The organism is Haloarcula amylolytica, from assembly GCF_049705545.1.
In the GTDB taxonomy this organism is placed as follows: Archaea; Halobacteriota; Halobacteria; order Halobacteriales; family Haloarculaceae; genus Haloarcula; species Haloarcula amylolytica_B.
Window position 1 is genome coordinate 402,517 of the sequence record NZ_JBNAMU010000002.1, and the last position, 19,382, is coordinate 421,898.

At 64.1% G+C, this 19,382-nt stretch carries 20 protein-coding genes; 10 read left to right on the forward strand and 10 right to left on the reverse strand.

The genetic code is table 11. The annotated features are described in order from the left end of the window. Nucleotides 1–48 precede the first annotated feature (48 nt). Nucleotides 49–894, reverse strand: coding sequence for a DUF726 domain-containing protein (locus tag ACOZ4H_RS18495; protein WP_424330736.1), 846 nt, complete (start codon nt 892–894; stop codon nt 49–51). A 134-nt stretch (nt 895–1,028) separates the two neighbouring features. Here ACOZ4H_RS18495 and ACOZ4H_RS18500 point away from each other — a divergent pair, with 134 nt between their 5' ends. Further along, nucleotides 1,029–1,631 (forward strand): class I SAM-dependent methyltransferase, encoded by a 603-nt coding sequence (locus tag ACOZ4H_RS18500; protein ID WP_424330737.1) that lies wholly within the window; start codon nt 1,029–1,031, stop codon nt 1,629–1,631. 70 nt (nt 1,632–1,701) lie between these two features. Here the strand turns inward: ACOZ4H_RS18500 and ACOZ4H_RS18505 are convergent, their stop codons facing one another. Continuing rightward, nucleotides 1,702–3,408: a cbb3-type cytochrome c oxidase subunit I gene (locus tag ACOZ4H_RS18505; RefSeq protein WP_424330738.1), complete on the reverse strand. Its 1,707-nt coding sequence runs from the start codon at nt 3,406–3,408 to the stop codon at nt 1,702–1,704. A 308-nt stretch (nt 3,409–3,716) separates the two neighbouring features. Here ACOZ4H_RS18505 and ACOZ4H_RS18510 point away from each other — a divergent pair, with 308 nt between their 5' ends. Further along, on the forward strand, nt 3,717–4,088 hold the full coding sequence (locus tag ACOZ4H_RS18510; protein ID WP_424330739.1) for a cupin domain-containing protein: 372 nt from the start codon (nt 3,717–3,719) through the stop codon (nt 4,086–4,088). Between the two features lie 95 nt (nt 4,089–4,183). Here the strand turns inward: ACOZ4H_RS18510 and ACOZ4H_RS18515 are convergent, their stop codons facing one another. From ACOZ4H_RS18515 to ACOZ4H_RS18550, 8 genes are all read right to left on the reverse strand, one after another. Beyond that, entirely contained in the window at nt 4,184–4,582 is a 399-nt protein-coding gene (locus ACOZ4H_RS18515) for a VOC family protein (RefSeq protein WP_424330740.1), read from the reverse strand. An 80-nt stretch (nt 4,583–4,662) separates the two neighbouring features. Next, a complete protein-coding gene (locus tag ACOZ4H_RS18520) occupies nt 4,663–5,898 on the reverse strand; it encodes an MFS transporter (protein WP_424330741.1) in 1,236 nt (411 codons plus the stop codon). Nucleotides 5,899–6,239: 341 nt separating this feature from the next. Further along, entirely contained in the window at nt 6,240–6,545 is a 306-nt protein-coding gene (locus ACOZ4H_RS18525; protein WP_424330742.1) for a hypothetical protein, read from the reverse strand. Between the two features lie 60 nt (nt 6,546–6,605). Then, nucleotides 6,606–7,529, reverse strand: a complete 924-nt coding sequence (locus ACOZ4H_RS18530; RefSeq protein ID WP_424330743.1) for an LLM class oxidoreductase — start codon at nt 7,527–7,529, stop codon at nt 6,606–6,608. A gap of 49 nt (nt 7,530–7,578) precedes the next feature. Then, the gene (locus ACOZ4H_RS18535) at nt 7,579–8,325 is read right to left on the reverse strand and encodes an NAD(P)-binding oxidoreductase (protein ID WP_424330744.1); all 747 of its coding nucleotides are present in this window, start codon (nt 8,323–8,325) and stop codon (nt 7,579–7,581) included. Between the two features lie 85 nt (nt 8,326–8,410). Further along, on the reverse strand, nt 8,411–9,409 hold the full coding sequence (locus tag ACOZ4H_RS18540) for a DMT family transporter (protein WP_424330745.1): 999 nt from the start codon (nt 9,407–9,409) through the stop codon (nt 8,411–8,413). Nucleotides 9,410–9,554: 145 nt separating this feature from the next. Beyond that, entirely contained in the window at nt 9,555–10,346 is a 792-nt protein-coding gene (locus ACOZ4H_RS18545) for an aldo/keto reductase (RefSeq protein WP_424330877.1), read from the reverse strand. A gap of 156 nt (nt 10,347–10,502) precedes the next feature. Beyond that, nucleotides 10,503–11,123, reverse strand: coding sequence for a hypothetical protein (locus ACOZ4H_RS18550; protein ID WP_424330746.1), 621 nt, complete (start codon nt 11,121–11,123; stop codon nt 10,503–10,505). 100 nt (nt 11,124–11,223) lie between these two features. On the opposite strand from ACOZ4H_RS18550, the gene ACOZ4H_RS18555 reads away from it, so the two are divergent. The 8 genes from ACOZ4H_RS18555 to ACOZ4H_RS18590 all read left to right on the forward strand — a co-directional run bounded on the left by ACOZ4H_RS18555 (nt 11,224) and on the right by ACOZ4H_RS18590 (nt 19,357). Then, a complete protein-coding gene (locus ACOZ4H_RS18555) occupies nt 11,224–11,898 on the forward strand; it encodes a class I SAM-dependent methyltransferase (protein ID WP_424330747.1) in 675 nt (224 codons plus the stop codon). A 129-nt stretch (nt 11,899–12,027) separates the two neighbouring features. Beyond that, nucleotides 12,028–12,852, forward strand: coding sequence for a M48 family metallopeptidase (locus ACOZ4H_RS18560; RefSeq protein ID WP_424330748.1), 825 nt, complete (start codon nt 12,028–12,030; stop codon nt 12,850–12,852). A gap of 75 nt (nt 12,853–12,927) precedes the next feature. Further along, nucleotides 12,928–13,791 carry an SMP-30/gluconolactonase/LRE family protein gene (locus ACOZ4H_RS18565; RefSeq protein ID WP_424330749.1) on the forward strand — a complete coding sequence of 288 codons (864 nt, stop codon included), beginning with the start codon at nt 12,928–12,930 and terminating at the stop codon, nt 13,789–13,791. A gap of 117 nt (nt 13,792–13,908) precedes the next feature. After that, nucleotides 13,909–14,913 carry an alcohol dehydrogenase gene (locus ACOZ4H_RS18570; protein WP_424330878.1) on the forward strand — a complete coding sequence of 335 codons (1,005 nt, stop codon included), beginning with the start codon at nt 13,909–13,911 and terminating at the stop codon, nt 14,911–14,913. 126 nt (nt 14,914–15,039) lie between these two features. Continuing rightward, a complete protein-coding gene (locus ACOZ4H_RS18575; protein WP_424330750.1) occupies nt 15,040–16,374 on the forward strand; it encodes a metallophosphoesterase in 1,335 nt (444 codons plus the stop codon). A 210-nt stretch (nt 16,375–16,584) separates the two neighbouring features. After that, entirely contained in the window at nt 16,585–17,154 is a 570-nt protein-coding gene (locus ACOZ4H_RS18580; protein ID WP_424330751.1) for an ArsR family transcriptional regulator, read from the forward strand. An 8-nt stretch (nt 17,155–17,162) separates the two neighbouring features. Next, the gene (locus tag ACOZ4H_RS18585) at nt 17,163–18,923 is read left to right on the forward strand and encodes an Nramp family divalent metal transporter (protein WP_424330752.1); all 1,761 of its coding nucleotides are present in this window, start codon (nt 17,163–17,165) and stop codon (nt 18,921–18,923) included. Continuing rightward, complete coding sequence (locus ACOZ4H_RS18590; RefSeq protein ID WP_424330753.1) at nt 18,911–19,357, forward strand: hypothetical protein; 447 nt, start codon at nt 18,911–18,913, stop codon at nt 19,355–19,357. Before ACOZ4H_RS18585 ends, ACOZ4H_RS18590 begins: the two co-directional genes overlap by 13 nt. Nucleotides 19,358–19,382 lie beyond the last annotated feature (25 nt).

A 19,382-nucleotide genomic window follows, 5' to 3' on the forward strand; every position in this document is an offset into this window, starting at 1 on the left:
GGCAGGGGAAACAATACAAATCTGATCGCTGAGAGCCCCCTCGACAGCCTACCAGAGTTCGGCAACGACCCGCGGCAGACAGCCCTCCTCTGGTTCGAAATACGAGTAGTGATCGGCAACGAGATCAGTGACATTCACGTCCCGGTAGCCGTCGGGAAGCGGCCCCGCGTCACGGGTTCCAGCGTGGCCCACGGCGTGGGTCCGGTCCGCCGCGCGGTAAACCCACGAGAGGACCTTGTCGTTGTGGCTGTGGAAATTCGACACCGGAGCGTCAACAGTCCCGATAGCGTCGCCGTATCGGCCACCTTGCACCACGCTATCGTAGGGGATGGCACCGCCGAGCAGTGACACCGAGGCGAGCGCGTCTGTCGCCCCTCGCTCGGCGAGCACCCGAAGTGTTTCGCCGGTCACCCGCGCGCCCAGCGAATGAGCGAGCAAATGGACCGGCCGGCCGTCAGTTTCGGCCCACTCGACCAGCCACTTTGCGAGGTGGGTACTGTTCGCTTCAGCGTTGTCCTTCGCCTGCTCCCACTCGACGTCAGAATCCCAACTGTACGCGATAACCGGTGCGGACCATGTCCCGTCGAGCGCTACCTGAGCCGTATAGGCGTTGTCACGCGCCGTCTCGGCGTCGGTACTGAATCCGTGGACGAACAGGAACACTGCTGGCGCGTCGTCGAACGACCACGTGCCTTCGGTCTCGAAGGCCGGGCCCTCCGCTGTGTCGAGGAGCCCCCGCGTGGTCACGACGGGGTGTGACTCCGGGGCAGTGTACCCGCCGGAATCGCCCTGCAGCGACCAGTATACGTAGGCACCACCACCGCCGAGCAGACCGAGGCCGCTTCCGAGACCGATGAGCAGCCGCCGTCTGGTCACACCGTTTCGGCTATCCATAGCTGGTAGCTTGTGGGTAGTTCGCAAGTACACCGGTAAATCAGTTGAGATCGGCGCGTCCGGAAACAGAGTACAACGCAAAAGCTGTGTTACTGCCCGCAGGCTTCATGTCCCGGCGGGCGGTTATCGGAGCCATGACGACCTGGGACGAGCGATACCGAACGGGTACGTACCCACAGCGCCCGGACCCACATCCGGTGTTGGAGCGATACCTGCCGACTTTCCCACAAGGTCGGGCGCTTGACATCGCAACCGGGACGGGACGGAACGCGCTCCCGGTCGCAGCGGCCGGGTACCGCGTCGACGCGGTCGACCAATCGCGGGCGGGGCTTCACATTGCCCGCGAGAACGCACGCGCGGATGGCGTCGACGACGACATCGAGTGGATACAGGCGGACCTCGACTCGTTCGGATACCCGGCGTCGACGTACGACGTCATTACGATTAGCTTCTATCGCCCTGTCGACCGCCTCCCCGACATCATCGAGGCGCTGGCCGACGGCGGCTGTCTGTTCGTCCAGCACCATCTCCGGACAACCGACAACGTAGACAGCGGCCCCTCCGGGGACCGGTATCGGTTCGCTTCGAACGAACTGCTCAGGGCCGGGCTCGGGCTGACCGTGTTACACTACGACGAGCGCACCACGACGACGGACGGGACGACCGCCGCCACCGCCCAACTGGTCGCCAGGAAGTCACATGGCGGCCGACAGTCGTATCCAGATATCTCGGAGTAGGAGAGCAGTCAGAGCCTGTAGAACCACAAAGGAAGGCGACCGCGGACTGGAGGCCGGACTGAATCGGGTATCAGTCCCCAGTCGGTTCGTCGCCGCCGTCGGCGAGTACCGGGAGCCGCTCGCGCTCGAACCACGCGAACTCCCGCGGGAACTGGTCCGTTGCCGCCAGGTTCCAGGGGTCGCCGTCCGTGACCAGTGGTCCCTCCAACCACGAGGTCACGAGGTTCCAGACGAAGATGAGCTGGCCGATGACCAGCAGGACGACGCCCAGCGTCGCCAGTTGGTGCAGGAGCGTAAACAGGTCCACCGGGCCAGCGGTCAGAGCGTACGTGGCGTACCGGCGGGGCATTCCGGCGTAGCCGAGCAGGACCATCGGGAAGAAGGTGACATTGGTCCCGATAAGCGTCAGCCAGAAGTGCCACTTCGCCAGCGAGCGCTGGTACCACCGACCTGTGTAGAGCGGGAACCAGTAGTAGATGCCCGCAAAGACAGCGAAGGCGATCCCGCCCATGATGACGTAGTGGAAGTGAGCGACGACGTGGTATGTGTCGTGTAAGATGAGGTCGACGGGGATGGCGGCCTCGAACACGCCGGTGACGCCGCCGATGATGAAGTTCCCGACGAACCCGACACAAAAGAGGAACGGCGCGGTCGTCCGCAACGCGCCGTTCCACATCGTCGCCATCCAGTTGAACGTCTTCACTGCGCTCGGGATGGCGATAGCGATAGAGACCGCCATGAACGAGGCCCGCAGTCGGGGGTCCATCCCGGTCGCGAACATGTGATGCGCCCAGACGCCAAAGGAGAGGACTCCGAGCGCCAGCGTCGAGTAGACGACGAACTTGAAGCCGAACAGCTTCCGCCCACAGAACTTGGGCAGGATGTAGCTCACGAGTCCCATCGGCGGCAGGACGAGGATGTACACCTCGGGGTGGCCGAAGAACCAGAACAGGTGCTGCCACAGCAGCGGGCCGCCGCCGTCGATCGTGAAGAACGTCGTCCCGAGGTTCCGGTCGAGCAGGAGCATGACAAGCGCACTGCCCAGCAGGGGGAAGGCGAACAGGATCTGTGCGGACTGCACCAGGACAGTCCAGGAGAAGATATCGAGGGTTGCCCAGGTCACGTCCTCGCTCCGCTCGGTGAAGATAGTCGCGATGAAGTTGATCGCCCCCATCGTCGCCGCGACGCCCGAGAGGTGGAGGCCGAGCAGCATCAGGTCCACGCCGGGGTTCTGCTGTTCGATCGACAGCGGCGTGTACATCGTCCAGGCGGTCTGTGCCGGTTCGATGTTTTCGAGGAACGGCCCGCCGAGGACGCCGCCCCAGATGAGCAGGGCGGCCGGCGGCAGCAGCCAGAACGCGATGGCGTTGATTCGCGGGAACGCCATGTCGTCGGCCCCGATGAGCAGCGGAATCAGGTAGTTCGAGAACGCCGCCAGGATGGGCGTGCCAAAGAGGAACAGCATCGTGATGCCGTGGGTCGTCAGGAGCCCGTTGTAGGCACTGGCGCTGAGGAAGTCCTCAGCGGGGTACATCAGTTCGAACCGCATCAGAACCACGGCGATACCGCCCCACGCGAACGCGACGACGGCGAACACGCCGTAGAGAATCCCGATGTCCTTGTGGTCGACCGTCGTCAGCCACCGGAGAACCCCGCTCGGTTTCTCCGCGTGAGTGGGTTCGTGAGTCCCGTGGCCGCCACCTATCGCAATCGTGTACGATCGCCAGTCTTCGATCCGTGCGAGTATCCCCGCGATACCGACGAGCAGTACCGCCATCAGTACTGTCGTCGCCAATGCGCCTACAGACACCATTTGGAGGGTCTTTATAGGCACTACCCGTGGTTCTTATCGGGAAGATGTTCGGAGACGGTTATACACATCCCGGGTGCGGACGGTAGCGACTGCGGTCGAAGCGGTTCGGGACCGAGACTTTCCGTGGTGCGGTCGGAACTCCTTGCGATGAACCCACGAAACCGACAGCGAGCGAGTGTACTTAATCGCCAGCAGCCGGCTCAGAATTTCTCGATGCGACGCGACTTCCGCCCGGCGGTTCTTCGAGAGTGCAGTGACGGGGAGGACGCACGATGACAGCGACTGATTTCGACGCTGTCCGAGAATACGACGACGACCAGTTCTCGGCTGTCGAAGTGTTCCGCAGCGACCGGATGAAAGTCGTCTGTGGCTACTTCGAACCCGGACAGTTTATTCCGGTACATGCGCCCGCGAGCGACGTAGCGATACACGTCCAGTCCGGGACCGGCGTCGTCCGTGACGGGGACACGGAGCGGGCTGTCGAACCGGGCGACGTGGTGGTCGTCGAGGCCCACGCCGACCGCGGTGTCAAAGCGGACGAGGATGGTCGGCTGGAGGCGTTACTGGTGACGGCGCCGCCGCCCACCGACGCTGAACACGACCCGGTCCGGAAAGGGCTCAAGCAGAACGAGTTCGACCCGTAGTCATCGACCGGAGCTATGGAATCAGCCGTCCCGACGACCGTGGCCCAGCATCGGAGTCGTCGGTCGGCTTCGCACTGTTTCGCGCGAGGCGACGACTACAGGTGTTCGATGAGTTCGACACGGACGCCGTCGGGGTCAGTGAGGAACGCGATCCGAAGGTCACCAAAGGTCGTCGGGGCCATGACGAACTCGACACTGTCGCCTGTGAGTTCCTCGTGGGCAGCATCGACGTCCGGCACGACGAAACCGTAGTGCAGGAAGCCGGTCGGGACCGATTCGACCTGTCCGGCGGCTTCGTACGGAGCCCGGTCGAACAGATACACCAGTTTGTCGGCGACGTCCAGCGTGACGTGGTTCACAGCGGTCGCACCCTCGCCGTCGGCAGCGCTTCCGCGTTCGACGACCGCGGCATCGAAGTGTGTGCGGTAGAACGACTCGCTGGCGTCGAGGTCGTCGGTCTTAATCGCGACGTGGAAAAACGACTCCGGATGCATATCGGACGGTCGCCCCGGGCATACAAAAACGTGTACCGGCTGTGTAGCGGCGGGACGAATCGCCGCACTAGTCGGCGCTCTTACTGCTCGGCGACGAGGAAGACGAGTCCAGCACCGAGCACAGCCATCGCGATGGCGTAGGCAAACGCCGCGCTGTAGGCCCCAGTCAGGTCGATGAGGAGGCCCGCAATGACCGGGGCGCTGAACGCGCCAGAGATGCCGGCACTGCCGAGAATCGAGAGCGCGGTCCCCTGGTTCCCCGGCGCAACCGCTTCCTGTACGTAGCTGTAGACGACGCCGAACGTGAGCTGTATGACCAGTCCACCGACGACCAGCAGGCCGACCAGCGCCGGGATAGACGTACTCACTGCGAGGAGGACCATCACCGGCGTCGCGACGACGAAGGACCACCTGAGGACGGGGAGCCGGCGGTGACCGAATAGGCGGTCCGAGATGACGCCGCCGCCGGCCCGAGAGATGACACCCATTGCGGGGAACACCGCTGCCAGTAGCCCGCTTGCGTCAGCCGAGAGCGCAAACGCCGACGTCAGGTACGACGGGAGCCAACTGTTGAGAAACAGGTAGAGCGAATACGCCGCGAAGGCGACGACAGCGCCCAACAGGACCGTTCGGTTCCGGAGGACGGTGGCGAAGCGTTGCTGTGTCGTCTGGTCCGTGGTCACGTCGTCCGTGTCGGGCTCGTCACCGTCGTCCCGGCTTCCCGTCGTGCCGCCGATACTGAGGTGAGCAGCCCCGAAGGTGGCGAGTCCAGCGGCGCTGAGGAGACCGCCAGCGGCGAAGATGGCGGGCCACCCCGCTGTGGCGGTGACGCGCGGGCCGAGGACCTGGCCGGCGGCGAAGCCGGCCGGGGGGCTCGTGGTGAACACACCCAGTGCCGTCGCCCGGTGTTCGACAGTGTACAGCCGGCCCACGAGCGTCGTGCCAGCGATCCATATCGCGCCGATGGCGACGCCAGCGACGACCCGCGTCCCGATGAGCAGCCAGAACAGGCCGTCAGCGGCGGCCAGCCACCCGGCCAGGGCTATCCCGACCGCCACCGCGCCGCCGGCGGCGACGACGCGGACGTCTCCGATGCTGTCGATGACGACGCCGACACCGACGTTCGTGAGCGCCCACGAGACGAAGACGGCGCTGACGAGCCAGACAGCCGTGGTCTGTGGGACCCCGAGCCCATCGGCGACCGTCGGCAGGACGCTCGCCGGGACGATGACATAGACGTGGACGGCCGCTGTCAACAGCCACGCGCCGAACAGGTACGCCGTCGACTCACGACGCCAGACCGGGGTCTCAGTCACTGGGTGGGTGGATATTCTACCAGCTCTGATAACGCCACCGGTACCCGACTGCCCTGCCACAACTGGCGGTTCGAAACGGCCGCAAGGCGACTCCTGCGTGATGGTTTCATCATGTTTCCTGAGACGAAGCTATCTGGCATTCGCATTCTCGCCGGGGGTATCCGTCGCGCTCCTCCTCATCGTAGCCGTCTCCGCAGCCGCTGTCCCAGCGTTCGCCAGCGTCGCAATCGGGAAGCGGCTCCGGTCCCAGGTGTCCGGGACTGAAAGATGTCGGTGCTTCTGTTACTCACGCCAATCGGTGTGATGCTCGGCCTCGGCATCCACCTCGGCCGCAAGCGAAGTCACTCGACGACGTAGGAGCGATGTGACCCGCGGGTTTCCACGTCGACGAAATGATGGCGCGTCGCGTTGCCCACGTCGCCGATAGCGGACTGGTTCGCGTCGTCTTCGCCGTACACGCTGTCAACCGGGAGCAGTTCGCGGTCAGCTAGCTGGTCGACGACATCGGTAGGAAGCGGTTCGCCGTCGCGAACATCGATGATAAGCAACTGGTCCGTGAAGCTCTTGGCCAGAAACGCGTCGGTAATCGCCGCATAGTCCGTGAGCTCCGCAGCCAACGTGCGGAGTTCCGCCTGCCGGTCGGTCATTGGTACCGGCTACGGCAGTCTCGCCGAAAGCCGTGTCTGCGAACATCTTCCCACCGACCGTCACAGCTCGTCGATGATTTCGTTAGCGAAGGTCGTCATCGCCGCTTCTGGCTCTGCCGCTCGAAGCCCGACGATAACGTGGTCAAGGCCGTCATCGTCGAGTCGTCGGAAGTACTCTCGGAACCACTCGACACCGGCCCGATAGCCCAGGTGGAGCGGTTCGGGCTCTGCCGTCGGATCAGCAGCGAACTCGACCTGAACGGCAATCGTGAACGGCTTCTCTGACGCGTGGCTCCGCCACGTGTCGAGGTACGACTCCAGCGTCGACTCGGGGAGGTGGTAGAATATCCATCCGTCGCCGTTCTCCGCGATCCACTCTGTCGACTGTCTGGCGTTCCCGGTCGGAAACAGCGGGAGCGTGTCCGTCGTCGGTTTCGGGAGGACATCGAGCTCCCCGTCGAGGTGACCCCAGGAGCCGTCGAGAGCCGGATATTCCTCGCGCCAGAGCGCACGGAGCGCGTCGACGCTTTCGCGGACGAGTTGGCCACGGTTCTCTGGGTCGACGCCGAACGCCGGATACTCCGGGTCGCGGTCGCCCGACGCGACGCCCAGAACGAGGCGTCCGTCGGAGAGCCGGTCGACAGTCGCGGCCGACTTCGCCACGTGGATGGGATGGCGCAACGGGAGAACGATGCTCGCGGTGCCGAGCGCCACCGACTCGGTGTGGGCGGCGACGTGGGACAGCAGCGACCACGGATCGAAGGCCCCGCCGGCGTCCCCGAACCGCGGCCAGTACGTCGGCACGTCTCGCGCCCAGAGCCCGTCGAAGCCGACTGCTTCGGCGTGGCTTGCAAGCCGGAGTTCCGGGTCGATATCCGGCGTCGACTCTTTTTCTCCCGTGAGCGGAAATCCGAGACCGAACGAGAGGTCATCCTGCTCGAACAGCCGCCGATAGCCGGCGTTCGCGTGGTCCACAGCAGTCATCAACCACCCTTCTCGCTGGAGGCGTATTTGCACACGGATGGGTTGCCCACTACGCGCCGTCGTCCGGGGTTTCGACTGTGATGGTCTCCGACGCCCCACTCCCGGGGAGTTGCCAATCGATATTTTCCGAGCGCTTCGGGAACGACGGCTTCGCAACGACTTCCAGCGTGCGGTCGGCGGCCGCCGGCGTAACGGGCGCAGCAATCATCAGTCGGGCCACGTCGGCCCGCGAAACGCTGCCCCAGAGCTTCGCTCCGGGCTCAGCGACGGAGACGGTGTCAGTTCGCGGCCCGTTCGTGAGGACGCCTGGTCGGAGGACCGTGTGCCGAACCGGGGCCTCACGGATCGCGGCCTCGGCTTCTGCTTTGGCGCGTTGTATCGGTTGGATGACGACGTCAAAGGCCGCCGCGAGCGGACTGGCCGGCTCGTCACCGACGCCGATAGCGGATTCCATAACGAACGCCTCGACGCCGGCGTCGACAGCCGCATCGAGCAGATTGATCGTCCCCGCGCCGTCGACGTACTCGTCCCGAGACCAGACGTCCGTGATGTTCGAGCCGACCGCGCTCAGGACGACATCAACGTCAGAGAGCGCATCGGTCAGCGCAGTCGGGTTCAGCAAGTCGTCGACGACAACCTCGTCAGCGCCAGCCGCCTGCAGGTCGTCTGTCTTCGACGGTGTGCTGGTCAGTGCTCGGACCGTCGGCACGCGGGAACTGAGTAACCTGAGGGCCGCCCGCCCGGTCCCGCCGCTGGCTCCGGCGACGAACACCGTCTCCACGTCAGAAGAGTTCATATGGTAGCTTGGGGCTGCCGGTACATGATTGGCTGGGCCTGTTTCGTCAAATCCAGATCGCAAGCGCTCTGCTGTAGCCGCTACGTCAGTCGTCACACGGCGGCGTCTGCGACGGCGACACTGTTTTGTCAAAGCGACGGTAGAGACGTCGCAGTTCCATGCGGATGGTCGCACGCTCGATGAGAGCGAAACCCGCAACGACGACCAGGAAGCCGACGAACGTCCACAGTGACACCGACGAACCGAGCAGTATCCAGCCCATGAGTGCCGCGAAAATCGGAACGACGTACGCGACTAAGTTTGCACGGACCGGGCCGATACGCTTGATGAGGCCGAAGTAGATGGCGTACGCGACCGCTGTCGACGGGATGCCCACAGCCAGGATGCTCGCAATCGTTTCTGGGCCGATGCCGATCACGGCTGTCGGTGGCTCCCCGACCAGCAGGCTCGCAAGGTGGAGCAACACCGCGCCGACGGCCATCGCCCACGCAGTCAGGGGGGTACTGTCCATCTGCGGGCCGACACGCTGGAGGAGCACGCTGCCGAGTGCAACGGCCGCTGCCGCGCCGAGGACCAGAAGCTGCCCGACAGCGCTCGCATCGGTGAACGTCGATGGCGACGGCTGCACGATGAGGACCACGCCGCTCAGCGCGATACCGATGCCGAGCGCACCGAGCCAGGAGAGCCGGTCGCCCAGCAGCCACCAGGCGAACACTGGGGCGAGTATCGGGTTCAGGCCGTACATCACGGACGCCGCTGCGGGCGTCGTCGCGCCCTGCCCGAGGAACAACAGCCCGTTGTTGAGTGCGATCAGGAACAGCGCCGCCATCCCGATGCCCACGAAGTCCCCGCGAGTCCGCGGCAGCCACGTCGACCGGGGCCGGGTGAGAGCGATGTAGCCAAGCAGCGTCACCGCTGCCAGGTCGAACCGGAGGCCGGCAAACAGCACCGGCGGAAGCTCTCGAAGCCCGGTTTTGATCGCGACGAACGAGCCACCGAACAATACGGCAAGCAGGACGAACAGCGCAGTGTCGCGGTAGCGGGCCGGGATTGAGGGACGATCAGTAAACGTGGACCGCAGCATCGGCCAGGTCAGTTGGACCACCCGTCAGAGCGAAAATATCTCATTACCTGTTCAACGGCTCGAAATGTGAAGAGGGCTGTGGGAGACGTGGTGTCACGGACCGACAGTCGTATCGGCAAAAACGACTGGGAAAGCCCGAAGCGGCTCAGTCCCAGGCGGCCGGCGACCAGTCCGGATCAACGCGTCGGTCGACCGTGTCAATGCTGTCGATACGGTCGATTTCGGCGTCCGTCAGCGACAGGTCGAGGCTCGCCAGGTTGTCCGTGATGTGAGCTTCGCTCGTGGCCTTCGGAATGGCCGTCACGCCCTTTTCACGGAGCCATGCGAGGCTGACCTGCGCCTCGCTCGCGCCGTGGTCGTCAGCGATGGATTCGATAACATCGTGACCGAACACTTCACCGCGTGCCAGCGGGGAGTACGCGACCAGTTCGTAGTCCTGTTCCGCCGCGTGCTCGCGCAGTTCCGACTGCTGGAGGAACGGATGGGTCTCGACCTGGTTCGCGAACACCGGTGCATCGAGCACGTCCATCGCCGTTTCGACGTGGTGCGGTTCGAAGTTCGAGACGCCGACGTTGTCGATCAGGCCGCGGTCGACGAGTTCGTCGAACGCCGGGAGCGTCTCCTCGGGTTCGTACTCGCCCGCCGCCCAGTGGACGTACAGCAGGTCGACCGAATCGACGCCGAGTTTGTCGAGGCTCTCCTCGGTCGTCTCGATCACGTCGTCGTGCGAGAGGTTCGAGATCCAGACCTTCGTCGCCAGGAAGATGTCGTCGCGGTCCACGTCAGCCGCAGCGATACCGTCACCGACGGCGCTTTCGTTGTCGTAGGCCTGTGCGGTGTCGATATGTCGGTAGCCGGCCTCCAGGGCCGTCCGGACGCTCTCGGCGCACTGTTCCGCGTCGTCGTTCTGCCACGTTCCGAGACCGAGCATCGGCATGCCGCTTGCTCGTGGACCGCCGTCTGTCGAGGACTGTTGCTGAGTCATATCGAACCACCAGTGCTTGTGACTTTAAGCCGTTTGGAAGCCGGCGGGTAGCGCCGACTATCGGACTATCTGCATATAATCCGGCTGTTACAGGTCGCGGAGAGACTGTCAGAAGCCATAGGACCCGAAAATCCAGAGCGCGACGATGGGCGATGCGGCGAGGAACGCGCCAAGGACGACCGTTCCGAGAACCGTATCCCACCCCAGCCCCCGCACCGACCTCTCGTACCGCCACAGTTGGAGCGCAACGTAGACACCGGCGATGACCACCCCGCCGAGCATCAAAAACGGCGGAAACCCGAGTGCCGGAAACGGTGGGAAACCGACCGCCGGAAACGGGTCCGAACCACTGGAGGCTGCGAAATCGAGACCGATGCCGACAGCGCCGACGGCGGTGGCCGCGACGACATACGAGATGCCGGCGGTGACGTGTCGGAGTGCTGCAGTCAGCGCGAACGGCTCTGCATCGGTCGGCAACACCTCCGGAGCCGCGTAACTACCGATTCCGGTGTAGAGGAACGGGACGGTTAGAACACCGACGGCGACGGCATACGGAAGGACCGACGAGATCGCGACGATGAGAACCGCCATGGTCAGGGCGTATGTGCGTCCGGTCGCGTCCCCGAGAACCAGGGGAGGCACGAGCAACACAGCAGCCGCCACCACGGCAAACAGACAGATCGGGACGGAGTAAGGCCGGAACCACCCGACAAAACGGGAGAGAGACATGCCAGGGTCGTTTCGAACCCAAGCGCATAGGTTTTCGGCTCTCCAGTGAGACTCGGAGTCGGCATGCTTTTGCTCTCCGTTGCGGTATCGTGACATCAGAATGTCACTGTTGTGGGCGAAACGCGCTATCACTGAGTCCTGTCCGGACCGCCTCTCCCCGCTGGTCGCTGGACTCTACCGGACCGCGTTCCCACCCGACACGTCCGAAGGAACCGCCGCGGCGACCGTTCTAAACCGAGAGGAGGCCGTCCCGGAGTCACTCCCGGCGGCAGAACTTGAAAACGTACAACTCCTCCCCCACCGGACGGATCTCCTGGAACATATGCCGACCAGCGGGACCGCCGCCGAGTTCGGTAGCGGAAACGGTGCTTTCGCCGAATCAATTGTCCGGATCACGCAGTCGGAGACGCTTTATTTGGTCGATCAGTGGGAAAGCGACGAGGAGCGCCAGGCTGTCGAGCGGCGCTTCAGCGAGCACCAGGGTACCATCCACTTCCGGGGCGCTGAGCCGATCTCAGTGCTCCGTGATGCCGAGACTGACTCGCTCGACTGGGTGTACATCAACAGTTCCCACGAGTACGAGGCGACGCTGGCCGAGCTCAGAGAGAGCCAGCGGGCCGTGGCGGCGGACGGCTACATCGCGGGCGACGACTACAAGATCGTGAACGGCGTCATCCCCGCGGTCCACCAGTTCTGTGCGGAGACCGACTGGCGGCTAGCGTATCTCACGCTCGAAACGCATGGCCGTCGGAGTTACGCACTCTGCAAGGAGTAAGGACCGTCCGCTGTCCCGACTAACTCGGCGAATTTCCTCGGAGTGGTCACCACACCTGCGGCTAAACCCAGTGACACGAGCGGAATCGTCGGCCAGACGGTTTATACGGCCGGACGGATTTGACCCTGTATGACAGACTTCGGATTACAGGTGCGGATGCTTGTCGTCGGTGCGATCCTGTTCGCGTTCTACGTTTTCGCCGGAACGGCACTGTCGGTACTGCTAGGCCTGCCGCTCGTCCCGGTGCTTCTCGTCGGAATCCTCGTCGTTCCGGCCATCCAGTACAAACTCGGGAAGTGGCTGGCACTCCGTGGCGCGGAGGATATGCCGGACGACCAGCGGTTCGGCTACGTCCATCAGATGGTCCGGCGGCTCTGCAGAGATATGGGTCTCGAAGAACCGCGGCTGATGGTGATGGATATGGGCGTTCCCAACGCCTTCGCGGTCGGCCGCAAAGGTGCGGGTGTCGTCGTCGTGTCGAGCGAACTGATGCAACTGCTCGACGACGACGAACTGGAGGGCGTCATCGCGCACGAACTGGCTCACATCAAGAACCGGGACGTCATCACGATGGTCGTCGGCCAGTCCATCGGGATGCTCGTCGGCTACGTCGCCTACTTCGCGGTGCTGTTCGGCGGCGAGCGAAACATGGGCTCCTGGATCATGGCGATGGTCGCCTCCTCGCTGGCCAACGCGCTGGTCATGGTGTTCGTGCTGGCTATCTCACGGTATCGGGAGTACGTCGCGGATGCGGACGCTCGGCGTGCGATCGGGACGGGGGAACCGCTGGCCCGCGCGCTCGAAAAAATCTCTCGCGGGGCCGAGGGGCGTGAATCGAAGGTCGAGGACAGCATGAACGCCCTCTGTATTTTCAACGCGGACAAGGGGCTGTTCGAGAAGCTGTTCTCGACCCACCCCCCGACGGAGAAACGCATCCAGCGGCTCCGGTCCTGAACACCGGCATCGGGCCGGTCAGGTTGGTGGGCAGACAGCAATAACGCTCAAGGGACTGAGCGGAGAACACTGCCCATGGCTCACACGGAACGCGTCGCCGACACACGCGCTCACACGGGCGAAGGACCGCTGTGGCATCCCGACGAAGAGCGCCTCTACTGGGTAGACATCCCTGCCGGCCGGCTGTTTCAGTACGACCCCGCGACCGACGAGTACGCGGTCGCCTACGAGACAGACGGTGCTCCCATCGGCGGGTACACCATCGAGTCTGACGGGGCACTCCTCCTGTTTACCCGGCGGCGGGTCGAACGACTCGTGCCCGGAGAGAATGAGACGCGCCTCGTCACCGAAATCGACGCCGAAACACGGTTCAATGACGTCATCGCGGACCCGAAGGGGCGGGTGTTCTGTGGGACTATGCCTGGCGAGGACCACCTCGGAGACCTGTACAGGCTCGACACCGACGGCTCCGCCTCGCTCGTCGTCGAGGACGTCGATATCCCGAACGGCATGGGCTTTTCGAGCGGTCTAGGAACGTTCTACTTCACGGAGTCCGAAGCCCATCGGATATACGCGTTCGACTACGACCGGGCGACCGGTGCTCTCTCGAACAAACGCACGTTCATCGATATCTCTGGCGAGGATGGTATCCCCGACGGGATGACTGTCGACGAGGACGACCATATCTGGTCGGCCCGCTGGAACGGCGGGAAGGTCGTGCGGTACTGTCCCGCCGGAGAGGCTGTGACCGAATTCGACCTCCCGGCACGCAAAGTCTCGTCCGTCACCTTCGGTGGCCCGGAGTACACCGACCTGTATCTGACGACAGCGCTCACCGACGGCGACAGAGCGACGGAGGGCGACGGGGCCGGCGCGCTCTTCCGTATTCCCGACGTTGGCGTCGGCGGGGTCCCGGAATTCCGGTCGGATATTGCGTGATTGACAACCAATCGAGGGGCGTATCGGCTCCGTCAAGAAGCCAACGCCGCCCGTACAGATATCTGCTAACTGGCCGCTTATCCGCGTCGAGCCGAAAGCGTCGCTATGTCAGACACAATGCAAGCGGCGGTCGTGCCTGAGCCAGGGGCAGACTTCGAGGTCGTCGAACGAGACGTGCCCGAACCGGACCCCGGCGAGGTACGGGTCTCGGTCGACGCCTGCGGTATCTGTCACAGCGACGTGTTCACGAAAGAGGGGACCAACCCGGACATCTCATATCCGCGGATTCCCGGCCACGAGGTGGCGGGCCGCGTTGATGCCGTCGGCGACGCTGTCGACGCCTGGGATGTGGGCGACAGGGTCGGCGTCGGCTGGCACGGCGGCCACTGTTCGACGTGTGACCAGTGTCGGCAGGGGAACTTCCTGCAGTGTGAGAACGGCGAAGTCACCGGACTGAGCTACGACGGCGGGTACGCGGAGTACATGACCGCGCCGTCGGAAGCGCTGGCAAGGATTCCGGAGTCGCTTGACGCGGCGGCCGCGGCACCGCTGCTCTGTGCGGGCGTGACGACGTTCAACGCGCTCCGGAACAGCGATGCGAACGTCGGGGACCTCGTCGCCGTGCAGGGCGTCGGCGGACTCGGTCACCTCGGCATCCAGTACGCTCACGCGGCCGGCTTCGAGACGGCCGCCATTTCCCGAACGCCGGAGAAAGAGTCGCTGGCGAAAGAGCTGGGAGCCGACCACTTCATCAACGCGGCGGATGTGGATGCCGGCCAGCGGCTGCAGGAACTCGGTGGGGCCGACGTGGTGCTGGCGACAGCACCGTCGAGTGACGCCATCAGTTCCATCGTCAGCGGAATCGGTGTCGACGGCTCCGTCGTGGTCGTCGGCGTCCCCGGCGAGCCAGTGGAAGTCAGCGCCATGCAGCTCGTCCAGACCCGTGGTGGGGTCGAAGGCTGGGCCTCCGGCCACGCACGCGACTCCCAGGACACGCTGGAGTTCAGTTCGCTCCGTGATATCGCGCCGGAAATAGAGACCTACCCGCTCGAGGAGGTCGAAACGGCCTACGGGCGGATGATCGACAACGAAGCGCGGTTCCGGGCCGTACTGGAGCTGTAGGCTGACAGGTCGAGATACCGGCTAGAACAGCCCTCTGTCCGCGGGACTCCCAACCGACGCAGCGATTTACTGCCGTGAGTTCCTGGAAAGCAACGCCTTTGTCTGTGGGTCAAGAACCCGTATTCAATGGACGGCACCGCCGACGAGCGCGTCTACTACGTCATCAGCGACCTCCACATCGGCGGCGACGAGCAGCTTGAGGACGTGGAATTTCTCGACGAACTGCTCGATTTTCTGTCGCGATTAGAGACCACCGACGAGGACGTCGAGCTACTCATTAACGGCGACGCGTTCGGGCTGTGGGAGTTTACCGGCATGTCGGGACTGGAGAAGTTCGACGTCCTCGAGGAGACCTATCCGTCGCTGTTCGATCAGTTGCGAAAGACCGGCGAAAACATCCAGATCACCCTGATCCCGGGCAACCACGACCACGAGCTCGCAGCCTACGACGAGTACGTGGAGCGGTTCGCGGCGTACAACGTCACGCTCGTCCAATCGAAGTCGATCACCCGTCCGGTCGGGGACCAGGCCATCCACCTCGAACACGGCAATCAGCAGGACCCCAACAACCGCATCGAGGACTGGGGCGACACCAACGTGACGCCGCTTGGCTACTACTACAACACGCTGGTGACGAGTCGGGCCGGCCAGCTCTCGGACCGGGGTCGGTACAACTGGCTCAAGGACGTCCAGGCCGTCACGCCGACGGAGCGGGTTCCGGTGTGGATGCTCTCGAAGTATTTCTACCGGGAGATGAACCCGCTGCTGCGGTACGCGCTGGTCCCGTTCCTGTTGCTGTTTAACATTAGCGCCATCCTGGCGATTCTGGCGGCGCTGAACATACTCGGTGTCTGGTCCGCGCCGGTCGAAACGACGACGTCGTTTCTGGGTCAGTTCGGCACGGTCGGCACCGCCATCTGGGTGTTGCTTGTCGTGAACGCATCGCTGGCCGGGCTCCTGTTGCTCGTGGGTGTACCGTTGTACCTCCTGCGGCGGGACATCAAGAAGACGATCAACCGGTTCGGGGTCTTCGAGACCGATCTCACGGTCGATACCCAGACGCCGTACAAGGAATCCGCCCAGGAAGTATTCGAAGAAAACGAAGACGTAGTTGTCTTCTGCTACGGTCACACGCACCGGCCGAGCGTGCAGTCGGTCGACGGCGGGCTGGTCGTCAACAGCGGGACCTGGCTCAAGCGCCTCCACCGTCGGGACGGCATCATCGGGCTCCTCCCCCCGGTGTTTTACCCCTCGTACCAGCTCTGTGCGGTCCGTATCACGGCCGAAGACGGACAGGTGGTCGTCGACTACGAGGAAGTCCAGAAACCGAGCCCAAGTCCGGAGGAGTTGACACTCACTGAGCGCCTGTTAACGGTCGGTCGGACACCCAACCCCGAACTCCCCGACCGTGCGGTCGTGGAAGCCGAGCAGTCGGTGCCCACACCGGAACCGGCCGAGTGAGGGGGCTGGTAACGGGAGCGTGGCCGCTCTCCGGGGTGAACCGGACCAGAGAGATTTGCAGCATCCGTAGCGATGTGTCCATTGGGCAGTCGCGAACCTGCCTTCGTGTGTGATTGAGACCTATCGCGCGTCAGAGGGAGACAGATCGTTTGCTCCCGAAACGGAGGACGCTGCAGAAAAGTCTATTACATACGACTGTAATGGCTACGTATGAGCAATACCGCGGACGATGGTAGGGCCGACGGTTCGCCACCGTCCACGGCAGAGTTCACACCGGAGCGAGTGCTCTCGGTGTTTCAAGACCGATCGGACCAGGCGAAGCCGTTGACAGCAACCGATGTGATGGACGCACTCGGCTGTTCCCGGAAAACGGCACACAACAAGCTCGACGTACTCGTGGAGCGAGGGGACCTCGAAACGCGGAAGGTCGGCGCACGGAGTCGGGTCTGGTGGATCCCCTTCTCCCAGCTCGTCGGCACGGGCACGCAACAACAGCAACGAGAACCCCCTGTCGAGCACAGTATCGCCGATGCGGACCTGCCGGGGACGGGGGAAGTACTCGACGACCGGCGTGCAGCGCTGAGAGCTGCGTACGATTACCTCCGTGAAAACCCCGACACCGATGCCGGGAAACTCATCACCGAAGTGTTTCAGGAGCACCCGGCGGGCTACAAGACCGCCGACGAGTGGTGGGACGCCATCGGGCCGGCGCTCGAAGACCTGCCGCAGGTCGACCTGGCCGAGGACCACGAACACGTCTGGCACTACGTCGGTGGGTGAGTTCACCGATGCCAGAGGAAAAGCCGACGGACCAGTCGGACGTAGCGGAAGACGCGGAGTCGGAGACGTCGGAAGTGTATGCCTCCCTCGCAGAGCAACGCTATCCGATTTCCTCGTACACTCCGGTCGCGTACGAGAACCTCGAGGCGGCGCCGGAGAGTGAGGACCATCCGGATACAGGCACGGGTGGGCGGTTTAGAGAGCTCACGCTGCCGAAAGTGCCAAAGCTGCGTCACGTTGTCGGCCCCAGCGCGATCATGCTGGGGGCGTCGCTCGGGAGCGGTGAGACGCTGTTCTGGCCGCATCTGGTCACCAGCTACGGGTGGGGCCTGTACTGGCTGTTCCTCGTGGCCGTCTGCCTCCACTTCGTCGTCAACACGGAGATACAGCGGTGGTCGCTCGCGACCGGAGAGAGCGTGTTTCGAGCGTTCGAACGGGTCCACCCGGTCCTCCCGCTCGCCATGCTATTCGGCGGGTTCGTCAGTCTCGGCTGGCCAGGGTGGGCCGCAAGCGCCGCGCAGATCGGTGCCCAGGGGCTAGCGCTCGGCACGTACGACCTCGCCGGCGTCGAGGTCGTCGGCTGGCGACTGTTCGGCATCGCGCTCATGGTGTTCATCTGGGTGACCTACCAGGTGACACCGCTGATGTACAACGTCGTCGAGAGCCTCCAGCTCGTCCTGGTGGCGATGTCTATCGCGTTCACGCTGCTGCTGTTCGTCCTTATCGGGTCAGTCGACGTGCTGTTCGGCGTTCCAGGGAGTCTGACAGCGGTAGCGGTTGGCGACTACTCACCGGTCGGGACCATCGCTGTGCTGGTCGGGGCGCTGGCCTACGCCGGTGCGGGCGGCTACCTCAACCTCTCACAGAGCCTCTGGATACGCGAGAAAGGCTACGGGATGGGACGATATCAGGGCCGAATCAAGAACCCCTTCGCCGGCGACGACCCCGAAACGGTCCACGAGGACGGGTTCACGTTCACCCCGGACACGCAAAACCTCAAACGGTGGCGTGGCTGGTGGCGCGTGACACAGCTCGAACACCTGTTCACGTTCTTTTTCGGCCTCGTCCTCGTCACGACGATGCTGGTGGTCATCGCGGTGTCACAGGCACCGGGAGCGACAAGTGACGCGGTCGACATGTGGCTCATCGAGATCGCGCCGTCGGTCGGCGGGTTCGCGACGAGCGTCATCTACGTCACGCTGTTTCTCGCCCTGTTCACGACCGAATACGCGATCATCGAGTCGTTCGTCCGGAACAGCTCCGACATCATCTACGAGCTGTACGGTCGGGACGCGGGCTGGAGTCTGCCGCGGCTGTTCTGGGGACTGCTGACCGTCTTCTGTGGCTGGGGCGTGCTCATCCTCACTCTCCCGATATCGATAGCCGACCCCTTCGGGCTCCTGGTCGTCGGGGCGGCGATGTCCGGACTGTTGATGTGGCCGTACATCGTCATCGTCCAGCTCGTCAACACGGTCCGGCTGCCGGAGCACACGATGCCGGGCTGGGGCCGCGTCGCCGCGATGTGGGCCGCAGCGGCGTTTTTCGGCTACTTCAGCGTCCTCCTGATTGGGACAGGGCTGGCGACACAGGTGGGGCTGGGGACGTTTTCGGTCCAAATGACCGTACTCGGGAGCGCACCGGGAGGATACGCGCTCTGGGCGGTCTACCTGCTCGTCCAGGCGTATACGATGTATCGGGTGGGACGTGCGAAAGTCGCGGCCAGCGGCACGGTCGACGACGCCGCCACCGCTCAGGGGTGGTTCTCGTGACCGACGAACTCCGCGTCCACCTGCATTACACGATGCGGGGGTCGTACCCGCTTCGGCTGGTCGACGTGTTGTTCTGTACGGAGCAGGCCTACTTCGTCGAGTACGACTACCTGACGCCCGTCGATCTGCTGTTCGGGTCGCCGGACCAGCGGGCGGCCGCGTTCGCGTCACAAGTGGTCGAGGAGGGCGTCCCCGCGGCCCTCGAAACCGCCGAAGCGGTCGAGAGACAGCCGTACGACGCGCTCGACAGCGTCGATATCCACTCGGGGGGGCGGGTCGGTCGGCCGAAAATCACAGCGCGGCCCCGGACAGGCTCCACGACGACGGTCAGAGTCCACGGTCAGTTCGACGCTGAGCCCTTCACGCAGGCGCTTCAGTCGACGGTGGACGGGCACGACGTGACAGTCCGACAGCGGGACGGCATCGGGTTCTGACCACAGCCCGTTACCCGCCACGCCA